This window comes from Pseudomonas protegens (genome assembly GCF_003363755.1).
Lineage (GTDB): Bacteria > Pseudomonadota > Gammaproteobacteria > Pseudomonadales > Pseudomonadaceae > Aquipseudomonas > Aquipseudomonas danubii.
On sequence record NZ_CP031396.1, the window covers coordinates 5020006 to 5037828 of the forward strand.

General features: G+C 63.3%; 18 protein-coding genes. 12 read left to right on the plus strand and 6 right to left on the minus strand.

What is annotated here, in order from left to right:
• Window positions 1-2: 2 nt before the first annotated feature.
• The gene (emhA, locus tag DWF74_RS22720) at window positions 3-1160 is read right to left on the minus strand and encodes an efflux RND transporter periplasmic adaptor subunit EmhA (protein ID WP_102861508.1); all 1158 of its coding nucleotides are present in this window, start codon (window positions 1158-1160) and stop codon (window positions 3-5) included.
• 265 nt (window positions 1161-1425) lie between these two features.
• Here emhA and emhR point away from each other — a divergent pair, with 265 nt between their 5' ends.
• Together emhR and DWF74_RS22730 are read left to right on the plus strand one after the other, a co-directional pair.
• Window positions 1426-2058 (plus strand): efflux system transcriptional repressor EmhR, encoded by a 633-nt coding sequence (emhR, locus tag DWF74_RS22725; RefSeq protein WP_102861509.1) that lies wholly within the window; start codon window positions 1426-1428, stop codon window positions 2056-2058.
• A 162-nt stretch (window positions 2059-2220) separates the two neighbouring features.
• Entirely contained in the window at window positions 2221-3105 is an 885-nt protein-coding gene (locus tag DWF74_RS22730; protein ID WP_115581748.1) for a DMT family transporter, read from the plus strand.
• A 64-nt stretch (window positions 3106-3169) separates the two neighbouring features.
• On the opposite strand, the gene DWF74_RS22735 is transcribed toward DWF74_RS22730, so the two are convergent.
• Genes DWF74_RS22735 through DWF74_RS22745 form a run of 3 tightly spaced genes read right to left on the minus strand, consistent with a single transcriptional unit; the run spans window position 3170 to window position 5740 of the window.
• The gene (locus DWF74_RS22735) at window positions 3170-4219 is read right to left on the minus strand and encodes an alkene reductase (RefSeq protein WP_102878651.1); all 1050 of its coding nucleotides are present in this window, start codon (window positions 4217-4219) and stop codon (window positions 3170-3172) included.
• Window positions 4220-4252: 33 nt separating this feature from the next.
• On the minus strand, window positions 4253-5419 hold the full coding sequence (locus tag DWF74_RS22740; protein WP_102861512.1) for an MFS transporter: 1167 nt from the start codon (window positions 5417-5419) through the stop codon (window positions 4253-4255).
• Window positions 5420-5437: 18 nt separating this feature from the next.
• Window positions 5438-5740, minus strand: a complete 303-nt coding sequence (locus tag DWF74_RS22745; RefSeq protein ID WP_016965050.1) for an ArsR/SmtB family transcription factor — start codon at window positions 5738-5740, stop codon at window positions 5438-5440.
• Window positions 5741-5893: 153 nt separating this feature from the next.
• On the opposite strand from DWF74_RS22745, the gene DWF74_RS22750 reads away from it, so the two are divergent.
• A complete protein-coding gene (locus DWF74_RS22750; protein WP_102861513.1) occupies window positions 5894-6475 on the plus strand; it encodes an ACP phosphodiesterase in 582 nt (193 codons plus the stop codon).
• Between the two features lie 104 nt (window positions 6476-6579).
• Here DWF74_RS22750 and DWF74_RS22755 read toward each other — a convergent pair whose 3' ends face one another.
• Together DWF74_RS22755 and olsB are read right to left on the minus strand one after the other, a co-directional pair.
• Window positions 6580-7374: a lysophospholipid acyltransferase family protein gene (locus DWF74_RS22755; RefSeq protein WP_102861514.1), complete on the minus strand. Its 795-nt coding sequence runs from the start codon at window positions 7372-7374 to the stop codon at window positions 6580-6582.
• A complete protein-coding gene (gene olsB / locus DWF74_RS22760) occupies window positions 7374-8129 on the minus strand; it encodes an L-ornithine N(alpha)-acyltransferase (protein ID WP_102861515.1) in 756 nt (251 codons plus the stop codon). Before olsB ends, DWF74_RS22755 begins: the two co-directional genes overlap by 1 nt.
• A 140-nt stretch (window positions 8130-8269) precedes the next feature.
• Here olsB and DWF74_RS22765 point away from each other — a divergent pair, with 140 nt between their 5' ends.
• From DWF74_RS22765 to DWF74_RS22805, 9 genes are all read left to right on the plus strand, one after another.
• Window positions 8270-9169 (plus strand): acyl-CoA dehydrogenase, encoded by a 900-nt coding sequence (locus DWF74_RS22765; RefSeq protein WP_115581749.1) that lies wholly within the window; start codon window positions 8270-8272, stop codon window positions 9167-9169.
• 153 nt (window positions 9170-9322) lie between these two features.
• Complete coding sequence (locus DWF74_RS22770) at window positions 9323-10420, plus strand: serine hydrolase domain-containing protein (RefSeq protein ID WP_115581750.1); 1098 nt, start codon at window positions 9323-9325, stop codon at window positions 10418-10420.
• Window positions 10417-10746: an amidase gene (locus DWF74_RS22775; RefSeq protein ID WP_102861518.1), complete on the plus strand. Its 330-nt coding sequence runs from the start codon at window positions 10417-10419 to the stop codon at window positions 10744-10746. Before DWF74_RS22770 ends, DWF74_RS22775 begins: the two co-directional genes overlap by 4 nt.
• Before the next feature lie 173 nt (window positions 10747-10919).
• Window positions 10920-12095 (plus strand): M20 aminoacylase family protein, encoded by a 1176-nt coding sequence (locus tag DWF74_RS22780; protein ID WP_102861519.1) that lies wholly within the window; start codon window positions 10920-10922, stop codon window positions 12093-12095.
• Between the two features lie 98 nt (window positions 12096-12193).
• Entirely contained in the window at window positions 12194-13504 is a 1311-nt protein-coding gene (locus DWF74_RS22785) for an MFS transporter (RefSeq protein WP_102861520.1), read from the plus strand.
• Between the two features lie 17 nt (window positions 13505-13521).
• Entirely contained in the window at window positions 13522-14964 is a 1443-nt protein-coding gene (locus DWF74_RS22790) for an amidase (protein ID WP_115582477.1), read from the plus strand.
• Between the two features lie 85 nt (window positions 14965-15049).
• Entirely contained in the window at window positions 15050-15820 is a 771-nt protein-coding gene (locus DWF74_RS22795; protein ID WP_102861521.1) for an IclR family transcriptional regulator, read from the plus strand.
• A 100-nt stretch (window positions 15821-15920) separates the two neighbouring features.
• Window positions 15921-16502, plus strand: coding sequence for a YceI family protein (locus DWF74_RS22800; protein ID WP_102861522.1), 582 nt, complete (start codon window positions 15921-15923; stop codon window positions 16500-16502).
• 1 nt (window position 16503) lies between these two features.
• On the plus strand, window positions 16504-17661 hold the full coding sequence (locus DWF74_RS22805) for a phospholipase D-like domain-containing protein (RefSeq protein WP_102861523.1): 1158 nt from the start codon (window positions 16504-16506) through the stop codon (window positions 17659-17661).
• Window positions 17662-17823 lie beyond the last annotated feature (162 nt).

Sequence of the window (17823 nt, forward strand, 5' to 3'; positions counted from 1 at the left end):
GTTTACTCCCCTTTGCCGCCTGCAGCTTTGTCAGTTGCCTGTGCAGGGGCCGGGTTCTTGGTTGCTACATTGGTCGCTTCGCTGGCCTTTACTTCAATGCCCGGCTTGACGAATTGCAGGCCTTCGGTGATCAGCCGATCACCAGCTTTCAGGCCATCTTCCACCAGCCACTGGCTACCGACGGTGCGGCTGGCCTTGAGCTGGCGCAGCTCGACCTTGTTGTCCGGGCCAACCACCAGGGCGGTCGGGGTGCCTTTCAGGTCGCGGGTCACGCCTTGTTGTGGGGCCAGGATCGCTGCACTGTTGACCCCAGCTTGCAGCTGGGCGTGGACGAACATGCCCGGCAACAGGGTGTGCTGGGGGTTGGGGAACACGGCGCGCAGGGTCACCGAACCGGTGGTTTCATCCACCGAGACTTCGGAGAACTCCAGCTTGCCGTCGAGCTTGTACTGGCTGCCGTCTTCCAGAGTCAGTTTGACCTTGGCGGCGTTGTCGCCCACTTTCTGCAGGCGACCGCTTTCCAGCTCGCGGCGCAGTTCCAGCAGCTCAACCGAGGACTGGGTGACGTCGACGTAGATCGGGTCCAACTGCTGGATCACTGCCATGGCATTGGCCTGGCCGTTGCTGACCAAGGCGCCTTCGGTTACCGAGGAGCGGCCAATGCGGCCGGTCAAGGGCGACAGCACTTTGGTGAAGCGCAGGTTGATCTGGGCACTTTGCAGGGAGGCTTCCGATTGCAGACGGTTGGCCACGGCGGTGTCGTATTCCTGGCGGCTCACGGCCTGCTCATCGACCAATTGCTTGTAGCGATCTGCAATCGACTTGGTCGATTGCAGATTGGCCTCGGCGCTCTTCAGCGTTGCCTCATAGACCGATGGGTCGATCTGATAAAGCTGCTGACCTTCCTTAACATCTCCGCCTTCTTTGAACAGGCGCTTGAGAATGATCCCGTTTACCTGTGGGCGAACTTCGGCGATGCGGAAAGCGGTGGTCCGGCCCGGGAGTTCGGAAGTCAAGGTAAAGGCTTGTGGTTGCAGGGTAACGACGCCGACCTGAGGGGCTTGAGGGGCTGGCGCCGCCTCTTCCTTTTTACATCCGCTGAGCAGCGATGCCAGGGCGACGGCAGTGACCAGAGCGGTAACAGCTGGCTTGAGTTGCATGAAGATCCTCGGGTCAGGCACGCAAGATGCGCACAAGAAAAGTGGAAGGGTAAAAAGAGTTGGCTGAGTGGATTAGTAGCTTGCTAAGGAATATACTTACGTTCATGGTTGTTTGTAAATACCCTGGCGGCGTACCCATCCGGTTACAAAAGCCCCTGTAGGTGTTGAATTGTAGGTTGGGCAAACGGCACTCGAGATGCCGTTCCATATTTATTCAGAAGGTCTTCACGCATCGCTGAAAGATCCTGATCGAGGTTTTACTGCCATGGTCCGTCGTACCAAAGAGGAAGCTCAAGAAACTCGCAGCCAGATACTCGAGGCCGCCGAAAAGGCCTTTTACGAGCGTGGCGTGGCGCGTACCACCCTGGCCGATATCGCGGCGCTGGCAGGGGTGACTCGGGGTGCCATCTATTGGCACTTCAGCAATAAGGCCGATCTGGTGCAGGCCATGCTCGACAGCCTGCGTGAACCCTTGGATGAGATGGCTGCCGCCAGTGAAAATGTAGATGAAATGGATCCGTTGGGCTGGATGCGCAAGTTGCTCATTCATTTGTTTCATCAAGTTGCCCTGGACCCGAAAACCCGACGCATTAATGAAATTCTGTTTCATAAGTGCGAATTCACCGATGAAATGTGCGACCTGCGTCGCCAGCGTCGTGCCGCCAGCCTGGACTGCAACCTGCGTATCGAGTTGGCGCTGACCAATGCAGTGAATCGTGGGCAATTGCCCGAAAATCTCGACACTATGCGAGCGGCTATCAGCATGCGGGCCTTTATCGATGGCATCCTTTATCAATGGCTGCTGGCCCCTGACAGCTTCGCTCTGCACACCGAGGCAGAGCGCTGGATCGACATCGGGCTGGACATGCTGCGCTTGAGCCCGAACCTGCGTCATTAAGACAAAATGCGTAATTGAGTCCAGTTATGTCAAGATTTACGGCGAGGGAGATTCATTACCGCGCTCGCCGGATCGCGATGGGGTGCTTTTATATACGGGCTGGCTGCATCTTGATAGATAGCGAGCTACGTATTTTGTAGTGATTTTGTTGCGGGTGTGTGAATGAGTGTGAACCCTTCACCGTTCAAAGGCGCAGAACAGCCAATCAAGGGGATCGCCCTGATTTGTCTGGCGGTTCTGCTCTTCGCCAGTCACGACACGCTGTCCAAATATCTCTCGGCCTTTTACCCCATCGTCATGGTGGTCTGGGCTCGTTACGTGGTTCATACCTTGCTGATGCTGGTGGTGTTCGTGCCTCGCAGCGGTTTTTCCGCGGTGGTACGAACCAAGCGTCCCGGCCTGCAACTGCTCCGGGCCTTGTGCCTGATCGGCACCAGCCTGCTGTTCACCACTGGCCTGCGCTATATCCCCCTGGCGGAAGCTACCGCGGTCAACTTTCTTGCGCCCTTGCTGGTCACGGCCTTGTCTGTGCCGTTCCTGGGCGAGCGGGTCAGCCGTGGGCAATGGCTGGCGGTGCTCGCGGGCTTCGTCGGGGTGCTGATCGTGGTGCGCCCTGGTGGCGTTCTCTTCACTCCGGCGATCCTGCTGCCCCTGGGGTCGGCGCTGTGCTTCGGCTTTTATCAGTTGCTCACCCGCAAGCTCAGCGGCATCGACAGCCCGACTACCAGCAACTTCCTGACCGGGATCTTCAACAGCCTGATCATTAGCGCGTTGTTGCCGTTTTTCTGGAGCACGCCAAGCTTTATTCACGGCCTGTTCATGATCGGCCTCGGCACCTGCGGCATGCTTGGCCATATGCTGCTGACCCAGGCCTTCCGTCATGCCGCGCCGGCGATGCTGGCGCCTTTCAGCTATGGACAGATACTGTTCGCTGGCCTGTATGGCTACCTGATCTTCGACCATACCCCGGACCGCTACGGCCTTATCGGGATTGCGGTGATCTGCCTGAGCGGCCTGGCGGTGGCCTGGACTCAACGCAAGCGTTAATCCTGGCACTCAAAGAAAAGCCCCGGCTCGTGAGAGTCGGGGCTTTCTATTTACAGAGGCAGGCTTACAGCGCCGGGTAGTCGATGTAGCCCACTGGGCCCTTGCCGTAGAAGGTTTCCGGATGCGCCTCATTCAAGGGCGCATCGGCCTTCAAGCGGGCCGGCAGGTCCGGGTTGGCGATGAAAGGTACACCGAACGCAACGGCGTCAGCCTTGCCGGCGGCCAGCCAGGCATTGGCGCTGTCCTTGGTGAAGCGCTCGTTGGCGATGTAGGGGCCACCGAAAGCCGCTTTCAACTGCGGGCCCAGGCTGTCGGCGCCTTCTTTCTCGCGGGAGCAGATAAAGGCGATGCCGCGTTTGCCCAACTCGCGGGCTACGTAGGTGAACGTCTCTGCCAGGTTGTCGTCGCCCATGTCATGGGAGTCGGCACGGGGTGCCAGGTGCACGCCCACTCGGCCAGCGCCCCAGACCTCGATGGCGGCGTCGGTGACTTCCAGCAGCAGGCGGGCACGGTTCTCCAGAGAACCGCCGTACTGGTCGGTACGCTGGTTGGTGCTGCTTTGCAGGAACTGATCCAGCAGGTAACCGTTGGCGCCGTGGATTTCCACACCGTCGAAACCGGCGGCCTTGGCGTTTTCCGCACCGACCCGGTAAGCGTCGACGATGTCGGCGATCTCAGCGGTTTCCAGGGCTCGCGGGGTTGGGTAGTCGGCCAGTGGACGCACCAGGCTGACATGGCCCTTGGGCTGGATGGCGCTTGGCGCCACTGGCGTTTCACCGTCCAGGTAGGACGGGTGGGAAATCCGCCCCACGTGCCACAGCTGCAGGAAGATCTTGCCGCCAGCGCCGTGCACGGCCTTGGTTACATTGGCCCAGCCACGCACCTGGTCGTTGGACCAGATGCCGGGGGTGTCCGGGTAGCCCACCCCCATTGGGGTCACCGAGGTGGCCTCGCTGAGGATCAGGCCAGCGGAGGCCCGCTGCACGTAGTACTCGGCCATCAGCGCATTGGGCACGCGGCCGGCGTCGGCGCGGCAGCGGGTCAGTGGGGCCATGATGATGCGGTTGGACAGCTCGAGGTCGCCGATCTTGATCGGATCAAAGAGAGTGGTCATGGAATACAGCCTTCTATATAGGAAAGGAACGGATCAGTGGGTTGCAGCAGCCAGTTCGGCGTTGCCGCCCTGGCGAAAGGTAATCAGCGTCACCAGCAGGGCCAGGATCGCCAGGACCGCCGCCGCCAGGGGCACGCTGGTCAGGCCGAAACCGTGGGCGATGACGCTGCCGCCGACCCAGGCGCCCAGGGCGTTGCCGATGTTGAAAGCGCCGATGTTCAGGGTCGAAACCAGGTTGGGTGCGGCTTTGCCGAAGGTCACCACATTGACCTGCAAGGCCGGCACCGCAGCAAACGAAGCGGTGGCCCAGAGGAACAGAGTGATCTCGGTGGGAATCAACGCCACGCTGGTCCAGGTCAGTACGGTGGAGACCACGGCCATGGCCGCGAACACGCCGATCAGGGTGGCGCCCAGGCGCTTGTCCGCCAGCTTGCCGCCGATGATGTTGCCCAGGGTCAGGCCCAGGCCGATCAGCAGCAGGGTCCAGGTCACGCCCCGGGGCGAGACGCCGGTGACGTCGCCGAGCAGCGGCGCAACGTAGGTGAAGAGGGTGAACATCGACGCGGCGAACAGTGCGGTCATGCTCAGGGATAGCCAGATCCCCGCGCCCTTGAGGGCCGCCAGTTCCGCACCCATGTCGAGTTTTTCCTCATCGCGCTTGGCCGGCAAAAAACGCAGCAGGCCGATCAGCGCCACCACACCGATGACCGTCACCGCCCAGAAGGTCGAACGCCAGCCGGCTGCCTGGCCCAGGGCAGTACCCAGGGGCACGCCGAGTACGTTGGCCAGGGTCAGGCCGGTGAACATCAGGGCCACGGCCGAGGCGCGCTTGTTGGCGGGCACCAGGCCGGCGGCCACCACTGAACCGATGCCGAAGAAGGCACCGTGGCACAGCGCCGTGATTACCCGGGCGAACATCAGCACGTTGTAATCACTGGCCAGTGCACACAGCAGGTTGCCGACAATGAAGATCCCCATCAGTGCTACCAGTGCTGCCTTGCGTGGCAGCCGTGCGGTGGCCAGGGCCATGAACGGCGCGCCGATGGCCACACCCAGGGCGTAGCCGGTCACCAGCCAGCCGGCACCGGGAATCGACACCCCGAGGTCCGCCGCCACATCGGGCAAAAGCCCCATGATGACGAACTCGGTGGTGCCGATGGCGAAGGCACTCAAGGCCAGGATGATGAGTGAAAGGGGCATTGTCGGGTCCTTGTCAGATCAGAGCTGTTGGCTCATTTGCGTGAGGAACTGCTGGATGACTTCCTCATTGCGTTTGAAAAAATGCCATTGGCCGACTTTCCGGCTGCTGATCAGGCCTGCGCGTTGCAACGTGGCGAGGTGGGCGGACACGGTCGACTGCGACAGGCCGCAGCGTTGATCGATCTGTCCGGCACAGACGCCGTGCTCATTGCTGTGAGCCTGATCGGGAAATTCGACTGTCGGGTCTTTCAGCCAGTGCAGGATTTCCCTGCGAACCGGATGTGCCAGGGCTTTTATTATTTCGTCGAGGTCGAGGGACATGGCGGTGCTCGTTTTCCATAAAACGTTGTATCGCGATGAGGCGAAATTTAAATCGTTATTTCGCGATATACCAATATGATTTTGATCTTAAATCATCACTTATCGGTATATCGGGTTATAACGATATGTTGTGCGCGGTGCTAAGCTGCGCGAATGAATTATCTCGCACATCTACACCTTGGCGGCCAGCGTCCGGGTCAATTACTCGGCAGCCTGTATGGCGATTTCGTCAAAGGCCGCCTGCAAGGGCAGTTTGCCCCCGAGGTCGAGGCGGCGATCCAGCTGCATCGGCGCATCGATACCTACACCGACAGCCATCCTCGGGTGACGGCGGCACTGTCGCGTTTCTCCCTGACCCGGCGGCGCTATGCCGGCATCGTCATCGACGTGTTCTTCGACCACTGCCTGGCCCGTGACTGGGCTCATTACGCCGATCGTCCCTTGCCGCTGTTCACCGCCGAGGTGTACCGGGTGCTGGCGGCCGAGCCGCAACTGCCGGCGCGTCTGGCGCAGATTGCGCCGTACATGGCTGCTGATGACTGGCTGGGTTCCTATCGGGATTTCGCGGTGTTGGAGCAGGTCTTGCGGGGCATTGCCCGACGCCTGTCACGGCCAGAGGAACTGACTGCAGCGATGATCGAGCTGGAGCGGCTGTATCAGCCCTTGAGCGAAGATTTCCGAGCCTTCTACCCGCAGTTGCAGGCATTCGCCGCGCAGCACACCCAGTTGCCCTGACGAACGCTCCACCGGGAGGCGCTGGCTTGCCAGCGAAGGCGCCTTCATGAGTGGCGCCAGGCTTGAAGGCCTTTTCGCCGGCAAGCCGGTTCCTACAGCGAGTTTCAGGCCGCGACCAGTTCGCCGTTGCGGCGTGGTTCGGCGGGCTGTATGACCTCACCGAACAGGGCTTTCTGTACGGCTTGCTGGGCCTGAAAGGCCAGCGCCGCACGTTCCTGGCCCTGGCAGGCAATCGGCTTGAGCACATGAATCTCCACCTGACCCCGGTCGTTGGCAAACAGCCGCATCAGGTGCGAGAGCAGGTCGTCGTCGCCAATGAAAGGAGCCAGGGTATCGATCTGGCCATCGCGCAAATAACGGATCGCCACCGGTTGCAGGGACACCTCGGCATCGATGGCGCTGGCCAGCAGGCGGCCGTGGAAGGTGCGCAGGGCACGGCCGTCGGTGGTGGTGCCTTCAGGAAACAGCAGCAGCGGGTGCTGCTCCTGCAGGTGTCGGGTCATCTGCTTGCGGATCAGTTGGCTGTCACCGGCCCCTCGACGGATGAACAGGCTGCCGGCCTTGGCTGCCAGCCAGCCCGCCACCGGCCAGGTGCGCACCTCGGCCTTGGACAGGAACGACAGCGGCGTCAACATGCCCAGCAGTGGAATATCGGTCCAGGACACGTGATTGCTGACCCAGAGCATCGGCTGGCGAGGCAACTCGCCGTGCACCGTAACCCGAAACGGCAGGGCATTGCTCAGGCGAGCCATGAAGAACCGCGACCAGCGCTGGCGCCGAACCATGGAGTTGGCGACCCCCAGACGTTCCAGCAAGCCGAAGATACTGGCCATGCTCAGGCCCAGCGCGACCACCAGCAGTACCCGGGCGATGCGCCCGTAGACCCGCAGCCGGCGCATCAGACCGCCGCCTTGAAGTGCCGTGCATAACGCGGGCACAACTCGTCGCGCTTGAGCAGGATGAACACGTCGGCAACCTGGAAGTCCTGGTCCCAGCAGGGTTCGCCGCAGATCTTCGCCCCCAGGCGCATGTAGGCCTTGAGCAGTGGCGGCATCTCGGCGATGACATTGGAAGGAATATCCAGGCTGGGCAGCGGGTGCTTGGGCTCGGCCCGCAGGTGTTCGGTACTCAGGTAGCGCTCGCGCAGCCGTTGCATGATGGCCTGGGCCTGGATGCCGCCGTCCTGCATGGGGATGCTGGCGCACCCCATCAGGTAGCTGTAGCCGCCCTGGTTGAGCACTTCCGCCAGCTCGCCCCAGAGCACGGCGATGGTGCCGCCGTTGCGATAGGCCGGGTCGACACAGGTGCGGCCGATTTCCAGGATGGGGCCCTTGAGGTGCGCCAGGCCGTGCAGGCTGAACTCTTCCTCGCTGTAGAAGCGTCCCAGGCTGCTGGCGGCCTGATGGTCCAGCAGGCGGGTGGTGGCCACCAGACGCCCGGTGTTCAAGTCGCGTACACCGATGTGGCTGCAGTGAACATCATAGTCATCCATGTCCAGACCCCATTCCGCGCCCTTGAGCTTGGCGTTGAACTCGCCGCTGAAGACGTTGAAACGCAGGGCCTGGGCTTCTTGCAGGGCCTGGGCGCCGATCAGGCGTTCGGCTTGCAGGCGGCGTTCAGTGCCGGTGTCGCTGATGCGGGCGATCTGAGTCATCGTGAATCTCCGTGCGGGCTACCGACCCGCCTTGGGTTGCAGCCAATCGACTTTGTTGTGCAAAGTCAGGCTATGTAGCCCCGGTGTCATCGCCATGAAGCTTTGGTGATGCTTATATGACAGCCCCTGAGGATCTTCGAATGCCCTGGCAAGCCCTGCTCGAGAGCCGTGACCGACTGCCCGTCAACCCCGATCTGGCCGAGGGCTACGGGGCTTTGCTGGCCCATTTGGGCAGCGTTACACCCTTCGAACTGGCGGTGCTCGGCGGCCGTCTGATGGAGACTCCGGGGCTGGCGTTCCTGGTGGGCTACCAGGCGGCGTTGCGCATGTTGTGGCCCAGTGCGCCGCAAAGCCTGGGGGCTATGTGCGCGACTGAGCGCCGCAGCCTGCGTCCGGCGGACATGCAGACCCGGCTGGAGGATCTGCGCCTGCAGGGGCGCAAGGATTTCGTGACCGCTGGCGATGCCGCCGACTGGCTGTTGGTGGCGGCCCGCAGCGAGGCCCCGGGTGAGCGGGCGACCTTGCGCCTGACCGTGGTCTATGCCGGGGAGCCTGGGGTCAAGGTCCAGACTCTGCCCGCCATCGCCCTGATGCCGGAGATCAGCCACGGCTGCCTGTTGCTGGAAAACGCCGCCTGCGAACTGCTGGCCGGCGATGGCTGGGACGCCTATGTCAAACCCTTCCGCACCCTGGAGGACATCTATGTCCTGAGCGCCATGCTCGCCTGGCTGTATGGCGTGGGGCAGGACAGCGGCTGGCCGCAGCCCTTGCAGTTGCAGGTACTGGGGTTGCTTGCAGGTTGTGCCGAAGTCAGTCGGCAGAATCCCTCCTTGAGTGGCGGGCACATTCTATTGGCTGGTTTGTTCACGCAGTTCCAGGTATTGCGGCCTGAAATCGACGCCGCATTCGCCAATGGCCCCGAGCATTGGCGCAACCAATGGTCCCGTGACCAGGCCCTGCTGGACCTGGCGGCCAGCGCCCGGGAACAACGCCTGGCCAAAGCCCTGGCCTCGTTTCAGCAACGGCGTCCCCTTGCCTAGGAACCGGCTTGCCGGCGAAAGGGCCCGAGAGCCTCGCACAAGGCTCGATTACGTCTGCGCTGGCCAGCCAGCTCCAACAAACGGGGGCACTTGCAGTGAAACTGTCATCAGCCTGGACTAGGCTCGGCCACTGACGTTGTTCGAGTGTCATCCATGGCCAAGGCTCCGATTCTGCTGGCGTTACTGGTGTACCTCTGCTTGCCGGCCTGGGCCGAGGAGTGGCCGGCGCAGCAATGGAGTCGGGGGCCGACTGTCAGTGGCCCGGCGCTCAAGGCTCTGGAGGACTATGCCTTTGTGCCCAGGGACGACCAGTCCCACAAAGGCATTCGCACTGACGCCTTGCTGGTGATCCGCGATGGCCAGGTGCTTTACGAACGCTACGCTGGCGCCACCGGACCACAGACGCCCCATCTCATCTGGTCTGCCAGCAAAAGCCTGTTGGCGGTGGTGTTGGGCGTTGCTTACGGTGAAGGCCGCTTCCAGCTCCAGGACCCCGCGGCAAAATATTACCCCGCGCTGCAGCCGCATCCGGCTATCAGCCTGGAGGATTTGTTGCATTGGGCCTCGGGTCTGGATTGGCAGGAAGACTACGAATACGCCCCCCTCAATTCCTCAGTGGTGGCCATGCTCTATACCCGCGGGCATCGGGACATGGCGGCATTTGCTGCACAGCAGGTGCGCTCCACCCCACCGGGGCAGGTCTTCCGTTATTCCAGCGGCGATAGCAACCTGCTGGCGGCCAGCCTGCGGGGGATGGTCGGGGCAGACCAGTACGCGGACTATCCCTGGCGTGCCCTGTTCGAACCGCTGGGCATCACCCAGGCGGTGTGGGAACGCGACGCCGCCGGCACCTTCGTGGCGTCTTCCTACCTCTACCTGACGGCCCGCGATCTGGCCCGTGTCGGCCTGTTGATGCTGCGCGAGGGGCGCTGGCGTGACCGGCAGTTGCTGCCCAGGGCCTGGGTCGAGTTCAGCCGCACGCCCTTTGCCGGCTATCGGGCCAACCAGGATGAGGCGGTGGCGGGCGGGCACTGGTGGCTCAACCGCTCGGTGGACGGTGCTCCTCAGCCCTGGCCCGATGCTCCAGCGGATACCTATGCGGCCCTGGGGCACTGGGGACAGGCGCTGTATGTCCTGCCGGCGCAGCGCCTGGTGATCGTGCGTTACGGCGACGATCGCGATGGCAGCTATCGGCACAATGAGTTGCTCAAGCGAGTCGTGGCGGCGTTTTCCAGCCAGGGGCAGCCATGAAGCGTCGGGCCTTTTTCCGCCGTCATCCGCTGCTCGGCCTGGTGTTGGTGGCGCTGCTCCTGCTGCTGGGCTGGAGCTTGCAGCACCGGGTGGCCCTGCAAGCCTTCCCGGATATCCTCGGTGCCTACACCGCCAAGGAGTACTGCTCCTGCCGTTACGTGATGCAACAACCTGCCGACTACTGCCGCGCCTATGTGCGCCAGTACCTGCCCATCAGCGGCTTTAGCGATGAGCCGCAGAGCCGACGTGTCACCGCCAGCGCCCTGGGGCGTACCCACAGCGCACTCTGGCTAGGTCCCCGGGAAGGCTGCCGCCTCGCCCCCTGATCCCTGGATCAGGCAGCGCTGCAGATTATGTGTTCCATCCAGTGGAACCACATTTGATTGTCCTGTGCTCCGGCTCGCGGTTATCTGACGCCGAGCTTCGAGCACGCTCCGGCGCCTCGTGCAACGCTCCGAAAAAAAGAACGGGAAGCCACCCGGCCCAGAGGAGATTCGCCATGACCCGACACCAGCACATCCTTGCCTGGCTCAACGACATTGCCAGCGATCTGCGGGCCATCCGCCAGGATATTCATGCCCACCCGGAACTGGGTTTCGAAGAGCAACGCACTTCGGCGCTGGTGGCTCGCTGTCTGCAGGAGTGGGGTTATGAAGTGCACACCGGCGTCGGCCGAACCGGGGTCGTGGGTGTTCTGCGCAACGGCACGGGCACGCGCACCCTGGGCCTGCGGGCGGACATGGACGCCTTGCCGATCATCGAGAACACCGGGGTTCCCTACAGCAGCCGCCATGGCGGTTGCATGCACGCCTGCGGGCATGACGGCCACACCACCATCCTGCTGGGGGCGGCGCGCTACCTGGCGGCGACCCGAGCGTTCGACGGCACCCTGAACCTGATCTTCCAGCCCGCGGAAGAGGGCCAGGGCGGTGCCGAGGCGATGCTTGCCGATGGCCTGCTGGAACGCTTCCCCTGTGATGCACTGTTCGGCCTGCACAACATGCCTGGGCTGCCGGCCGGTCACCTGGGCTTTCGCGAGGGGCCGATGATGGCGTCCCAGGACCTGCTTGAGGTGATTGTCGAAGGTGTCGGCGGTCACGGCTCCATGCCCCACCTGGCGGTGGACCCCTTGGTGGCCGCGGCCAGCATGGTCATGGCCTTGCAGACGGTGGTGGCGCGCAATATCGACGCGCAGGAAGCGGCGGTGGTGACGGTGGGGGCCTTGCAGGCGGGTGAGGCGGCCAACGTGATTCCCCAGCAGGCGTTACTGCGCCTGAGCCTCAGGGCCCTCAACGCACCGGTGCGCGAGCAGATGCTGGAGCGGGTCAAGTCGATCATCCGCACCCAGGCCGAGAGTTTTGGCTGCAGCGCCAGCATCGACCACCGCCCGGCTTATCCGGTGCTGGTCAACAGTCCTGAAGAAACCGAGTTTGCCCGGCGGGTCGGTGTCGAGCTGGTGGGGGCCGAGGCGGTCAATGGCCAAACGCCGAAGCTGATGGGCAGCGAAGACTTCGGCTGGATGCTGCAGCGCTGCCCCGGCAGCTACCTGTTCATCGGCAATGGCATAGCGCAACCGATGGTGCACAACCCGGGTTACGACTTCAACGACGACATCCTGCTCACCGGTGCGGCCTATTGGAGCGCGCTGGCGGAGAGCTGGCTCAAGCCCGTCTGAACCCTCCTGTTCCTGTAGTGCTGTGCGGCCCGGGCGTGCCATGCGTCCGGCACTTTTTCGAGCCCGCAAGAAGGCTCAAAAGTATCAAGGAACCTCCCATGAGCGTCTCGATACCTGCTGTTTCCAAGACCCGGCAAGTGGTTGCCGCCGTGGTTGGCAACGCCCTGGAATGGTACGACTTCATCGTCTATGGCTTTCTCGCCAGCTTTATCGCCCGCCAGTTTTTCCCGGCTGAAGACGAGTACACCTCGCTGCTGATGGCCCTGGCCACCTTCGGCGTGGGTTTTTTCATGCGCCCGGTGGGCGGCGTGCTGCTGGGCATGTATTCCGACCGCAAAGGCCGCAAGGCGGCGATGCTGGTGATCATCCAGCTGATGACCGTGGCCATTGCGATGATCGTCTTTGCCCCCAACTACGCGGCCATTGGCCTGGGCGCGCCGTTGCTGATCGTGGTGGCGCGGATGCTCCAGGGCTTTGCCACCGGGGGGGAATACGCCAGCGCCACGGCCTACCTGGTGGAAAGTGCCCCAGTGGACAAGAAGGGGTTGTATGGCTCCTGGCAGTTGGTAGGACAGTGCCTGGCGGTGTTCAGCGGAGCGGCAATGGCGGCGGCGGTGACCCACCTCTTTTCGCCGCAGACCCTGGATCTCTGGGGCTGGCGCCTGCCGTTCGTGATCGGCCTGCTGATCGGTCCGGTGGGACTGTGGATTCGCAAGTACATGGAGGAGCCGGAGGCCTTCATCGAGGCGCGCAAGCAGGCAGGTGGCAAGGGGCCGGGGCTGTGGCAGGTGGTGTCGGCCCATCGCCGGGCGATCCTGGTCTCCATGGGCCTGTGCTGCGGCAGCACTGTGTCTTTCTATGTGGTGCTGGTGAACATGCCGACCTTCGCCCACACCAACCTCGGCCTGCCCCTGGATCAGGTGCTGCTGGTGCAGATGTTCGCCGTGGCCCTGATGACCCTGGTGATTCCCTTTGCCGGGGCGCTGTCGGACCGCATCGGCCGGCGCCCAGTGCTGATGGCCTTCACCCTGGCGTTTTTCGTCATGGTCTATCCCTTGTATGTGTGGGTCGCCGCGGCGCCGTCCATTGAACGCCTGCTGGTGATGCAAATGTTGCTGTGCGGTGCCATTGGCGGCTTTTTCGGTCCCGGTCCTACGGCCCTGGCCGAGCAGTTTCCCATCGAGGTGCGTTCCACCGGGGTGTCGGTGGCGTATAACGTCACGGTGATGTTGTTCGGTGGCTTTGCGCCCTTGATCGTGACCTGGCTGAGCAAGGTCATGGCCACGCCGGTGGCGCCATCCTTCTATGTCTTGCTGACCTCGATCCTCAGCCTGCTGGGTATCTACTGCATGCATGACGCAGTCAGAGACGACAAACAAGATGCCGTGACCCTGGGAGGCGAGTCTTGATCAAGCACAGCGAAGCAATGGCCAACGAGTCCATCGTCGAGTTGGATGCCTTGGCACTATCCCGGGCGATCCATGCGCGCGAGCTGTCCTGTCGCGAGGTGATGCAGGCTTATCTGCAGCAGATCGAGCGTTACAACCCGGGCGTCAATGCCCTGGTCTCTCTGTGCGATCCGCAGGATCTGCTGGCCCAGGCCGATGAGCGTGACCGGCAACTGGACCGGGGGCAGTCCATGGGCTGGATGCATGGCATGCCCCAGGCGATCAAGGATCTGGCAGCCACCGCAGGGCTGGCCACCAGCATGGGCTCGCCGCTGTTCGCCGATCAGGTACCCCAGGTGGATGCCATCAGCGTGGCCCGGGTCCGTGCCAGCGGCGCGATCATTGTCGGCAAGAGCAACGTGCCGGAGTTCGGCCTGGGCTCCCATACCTACAACCAGTTGTTCGGCACCACCGGCAATGCTTATGACAGCAGCCTGAGCGCGGGCGGCAGCAGCGGCGGGGCGGCGGTGGCCCTGGCCTTGCGCATGCTGCCGGTGGCCGATGGCAGCGACATGATGGGCTCGCTGCGCAATCCGGCGGCCTTCAACAACGTGTTCGGCATGCGCCCCTCCCAGGGGCGGGTGCCATTCGGCCCGACCCCTGAGCTGTTCGTGCAGCAACTGGCTACCGAAGGGCCAATGGGGCGCACGGTGGCTGATGTGGCGCGGTTGTTGAGCACCCAGGCCGGATATGATCCGCGAGTGCCCTTGTCCCTCAAGGACGATCCGGCGCTGTTGCAGGCGCCTCTGCAACGGGATGTACGTGGCCTGCGCCTGGGCTGGCTGGGTGACTACAACGGCTACCTGGCCATGGAGCAGGGCGTCCTGAGCCTGTGCGAAAAGGCCCTGGCCGATTTCACCCATCTGGGCTGTGAAGTGGAAAGCTGCCAGCCGGAGTTTTCCATGGCGCAGTTGTGGGACTGCTGGCTGGTGCACCGGCACTGGCTGATCCAGGGTTCCCTGGGGCTGTTGCACAACGACCCGGACCAGCGCCGCTGGCTCAAGCCCGAGGCGCGTTGGGAAGTGGAGGGCGCGGCCAGCCTCAGTGCCGCGGACGTGTACCGCGCTTCCCAGAGTCGCAGCGATTGGTATCGCGCCTTGCTGCGGCTGTTCGAACGTTACGATTTTCTGCTGCTGCCCACGGCCCAGGTGTTCCCTTTCGATGCACGGCAGGCCTGGCCAAGGCAGATCGATGGGCAGGAAATGGACACCTATCACCGCTGGATGGAGGTGGTGATCGGTCCGACCCTGGCCGGCCTGCCCAGTATCAGCATTCCGGTGGGGTTCAATCTGGCGGGCCTGCCCATGGGCTTGCAGATCATCGGGCCGGCCCAGGCCGACCACGCCGTGCTGCAACTGGCCTATGCCCACGAACAACTGACGCACTGGGTGCGGCAACGCCCTCCGGGTAACCTGCTGTAACCAGGCAAATGCTGTTGATAGGGTTCTGAGGCCCGCATCTTGCTGGGAAAAACCTTTACCCATCTTCAGTCAGGGAGTTCGGACTATGGCCAGCAAGGTAGAAACCGGCAGCGTGCGTTCCGTGGAACGGGCCCTGGCCATCGTCGAGTTGCTGGGTCAGCACCAGGCCCTGGGCCTGGAGGAGCTGCACTACCTGACGGGCCTAGCCAAGGCCACGGTGTCGCGCATGTTGCTGACCCTGCAGGAGCAGGGCTGGATCTACCGTGGACTGAGCGACAGGCGTTATCGCCTGAGCGCCCGCAGCCTGTTCGGCGACAGCCGGCAACGCTTCAAGCGCCATCTGGTGGAGCAGGCGGCGCCCTGGATGCTGGAGTTGAGTGCACGCACCGGACTGGTCAGCGACCTGTCGAGTTTTGACGGTGAGCACCTTGAGGTCCTGGAAAGTGCGGTGCCTGCGGTGTTGCGCAAGCGCTACCCGAACAACAGCCGGATTGTCGGCCAGCATGCCAGCCTGTTTCATTCGGCCATGGGCAAGGCCTGCCTGGGGGCCCTGGCCAGTGATGAAGTCGAGCGTCTGGCCGAGCGTGAGCGAGTACCGGCCGAAGACCAGCAACAAGCTTGCGCCCAGTCCCAGCATCTGGGCTTCGGTCAGCGTACCGAGGGCCACTGGGAATATCCGGTACGACTGCCTTTTCTGATTCGTGCCGTGGCCCTGCCGTTGCAGGCCGAAGGCCGGGTGATCGGCAGCATCGCTCTGCATTGGCCGATGGACCTGAGCTGTGTCGAGCAGGTGCGCAATCGTCACTTGGGATTGCTGGCCGACACCATCGAGCAATTGCAGAAGTCCATTGCCTGAACCATTCCCCGTCTGCAACGGCTGGGCCCCACTTGAGCGCGGTGTTTGCCAGCCCCCTGGCAGCCGGTTAAGGTGGCGCCTTCTGTTCACGGGAGCTTGCATGCGTACGCCGATCCGCCTTCTTATCAGCCTGCTCGGGGTACTTGCCCTGCCGGCCCAGGCCAACTGGTACCTGGACAACGAGTCTTCCCGGGTGTCCTTCGTGACCACCAAGAACGCCAGTATTTCCGAGGTCCAGCGCTTCCTGGTGTTGCACGGCAAGGTCGACGCCAAGGGCCAGGCCCGGTTGCAGATCGAGCTGGACTCGATCAGCAGCGGCATTCCCCTGCGCGATGAGCGCATGCGTCAGGAGCTGTTCCAGGTCCAGCAGTTTCCCGAAGCGCAGATCACGACGCAGATCAACCTGCGGCCGATCAACGACCTGGCCCCCGGGGCGCAGATCGAGCTGCTGTTGCCGGTCACCGTGGCCCTGCACGGCCAGGAACACACCTACAACGCCGAGCTGCTGGCCACTCGCCTTGATGAGCGGCGTTTCCAGGTGGTGACCTTGGAACCGCTGGTTCTCAATGCCGAAGACTTCAACCTGGCACCGGGCCTCGACAGTCTGCGCAAAGTGGCTGGCTTGTCGGCCATCAGTTTCTCGGTACCGGTGGGTGCGGTACTGATCTTCACGGCGCGCTGAAATGCGCGGAGCGGTGTTCCCCTGGCGTGAAGGCAACCGCTTCGAGCTGTTGATCGACGGTCCCCAGTTCTTTCCGCGCATGCTGGTGGCCATTGCCCGCGCCCGGCAGCAGGTGGAGCTGGAGCTGTATCTGGTGGAAGCCGGCGCCTGTGCCGACGCTCTGGTCCAGTCCCTGGTCCAGGCTGCCGAGCGCGGGGTGCGGGTGCGCTGTCTGTTCGATGACTATGGCAGCCTGGCTTTTACCCAGGCCTTGCGCCTGCGCTTGACCACGGCCGGTGTCGAGCTGCGTTTCTACAACCGCCTGAAGTGGCGCCAGGGCTTTCTCAATCTGTATCGCGACCATCGAAAACTGTTGTTGGTGGACCAGTCCCTGGCCGTGGTGGGCGGTACAGGGGTTACCGATGAGTTCTGGCAGCCCGAGGACAACAGCTGCGACTGGCATGAAGTGATGGTGGAGATCGCCGGGCCCGCGGTGCTGGACTGGCAAAGGCTGTTCGACCGCCAGTGGAGCGCCAACCTGCGCAAGGGCGCCTGGCGGCCCGACGTGGATTTCGGCCTGCCCCATCTGCCCCGTGTGCCTGACTCGGGGGCGGGCATGGGCCGGGTGGCTTATGCCGACTCGCGTCAGCATCGCGACATCCTGCATTCACTGATTCGTGCCCTGCACAGCGGCCAGCAGCGCATCTGGCTGGCCACGCCTTACTTCTTGCCGACGTGGTCGGTGCGGCGCTCACTGCGCAAGGCCGCCGCCCGGGGCGTCGACGTACGCCTGTTGCTGACCGGGCCGCACACCGATCATCCGGCCGTGCGCTATGCCGGGCACCGTTACTACCCGCGGTTGCTCAAGGCCGGCGTGCGGATTTTCGAGTATCAGCCGCGTTTCCTGCATTTGAAGATGGTGCTGGTGGACGACTGGGTCAGTGTGGGGTCGTGCAATTTCGACCACTGGAACCTGCGTTTCAACCTGGAAGCCAACCTGGAGGCCCTGGACCCGCCCCTGACCCACTCCGTGGCGGCGAGCTTCGAGGCGGACTTCGCCCAGAGTGAAGAGATCAGCCTGGCGCAGTGGCGCAACCGGCCGTTGTGGCGGCGGGTCAAGCAGCGGATCTGGGGTTGGGTCGACCGCCTGGTGGTCAACCTGCTGGACCGGCGCGGCTGACCGTCACGGCTGACATGGCTGGCTGTAGCCGCTGCCGGAGGCTGCGAACGAGCGCGAAGCGGTCGCGGCGGTCGTGAGTCCGATGGAGGTTTGGCGGTAGATCGACAAGCAAGGTCCTGCGGACCTTTGCGCAGCCTCGCAGGCTCGGCAGCGGCTACAGAT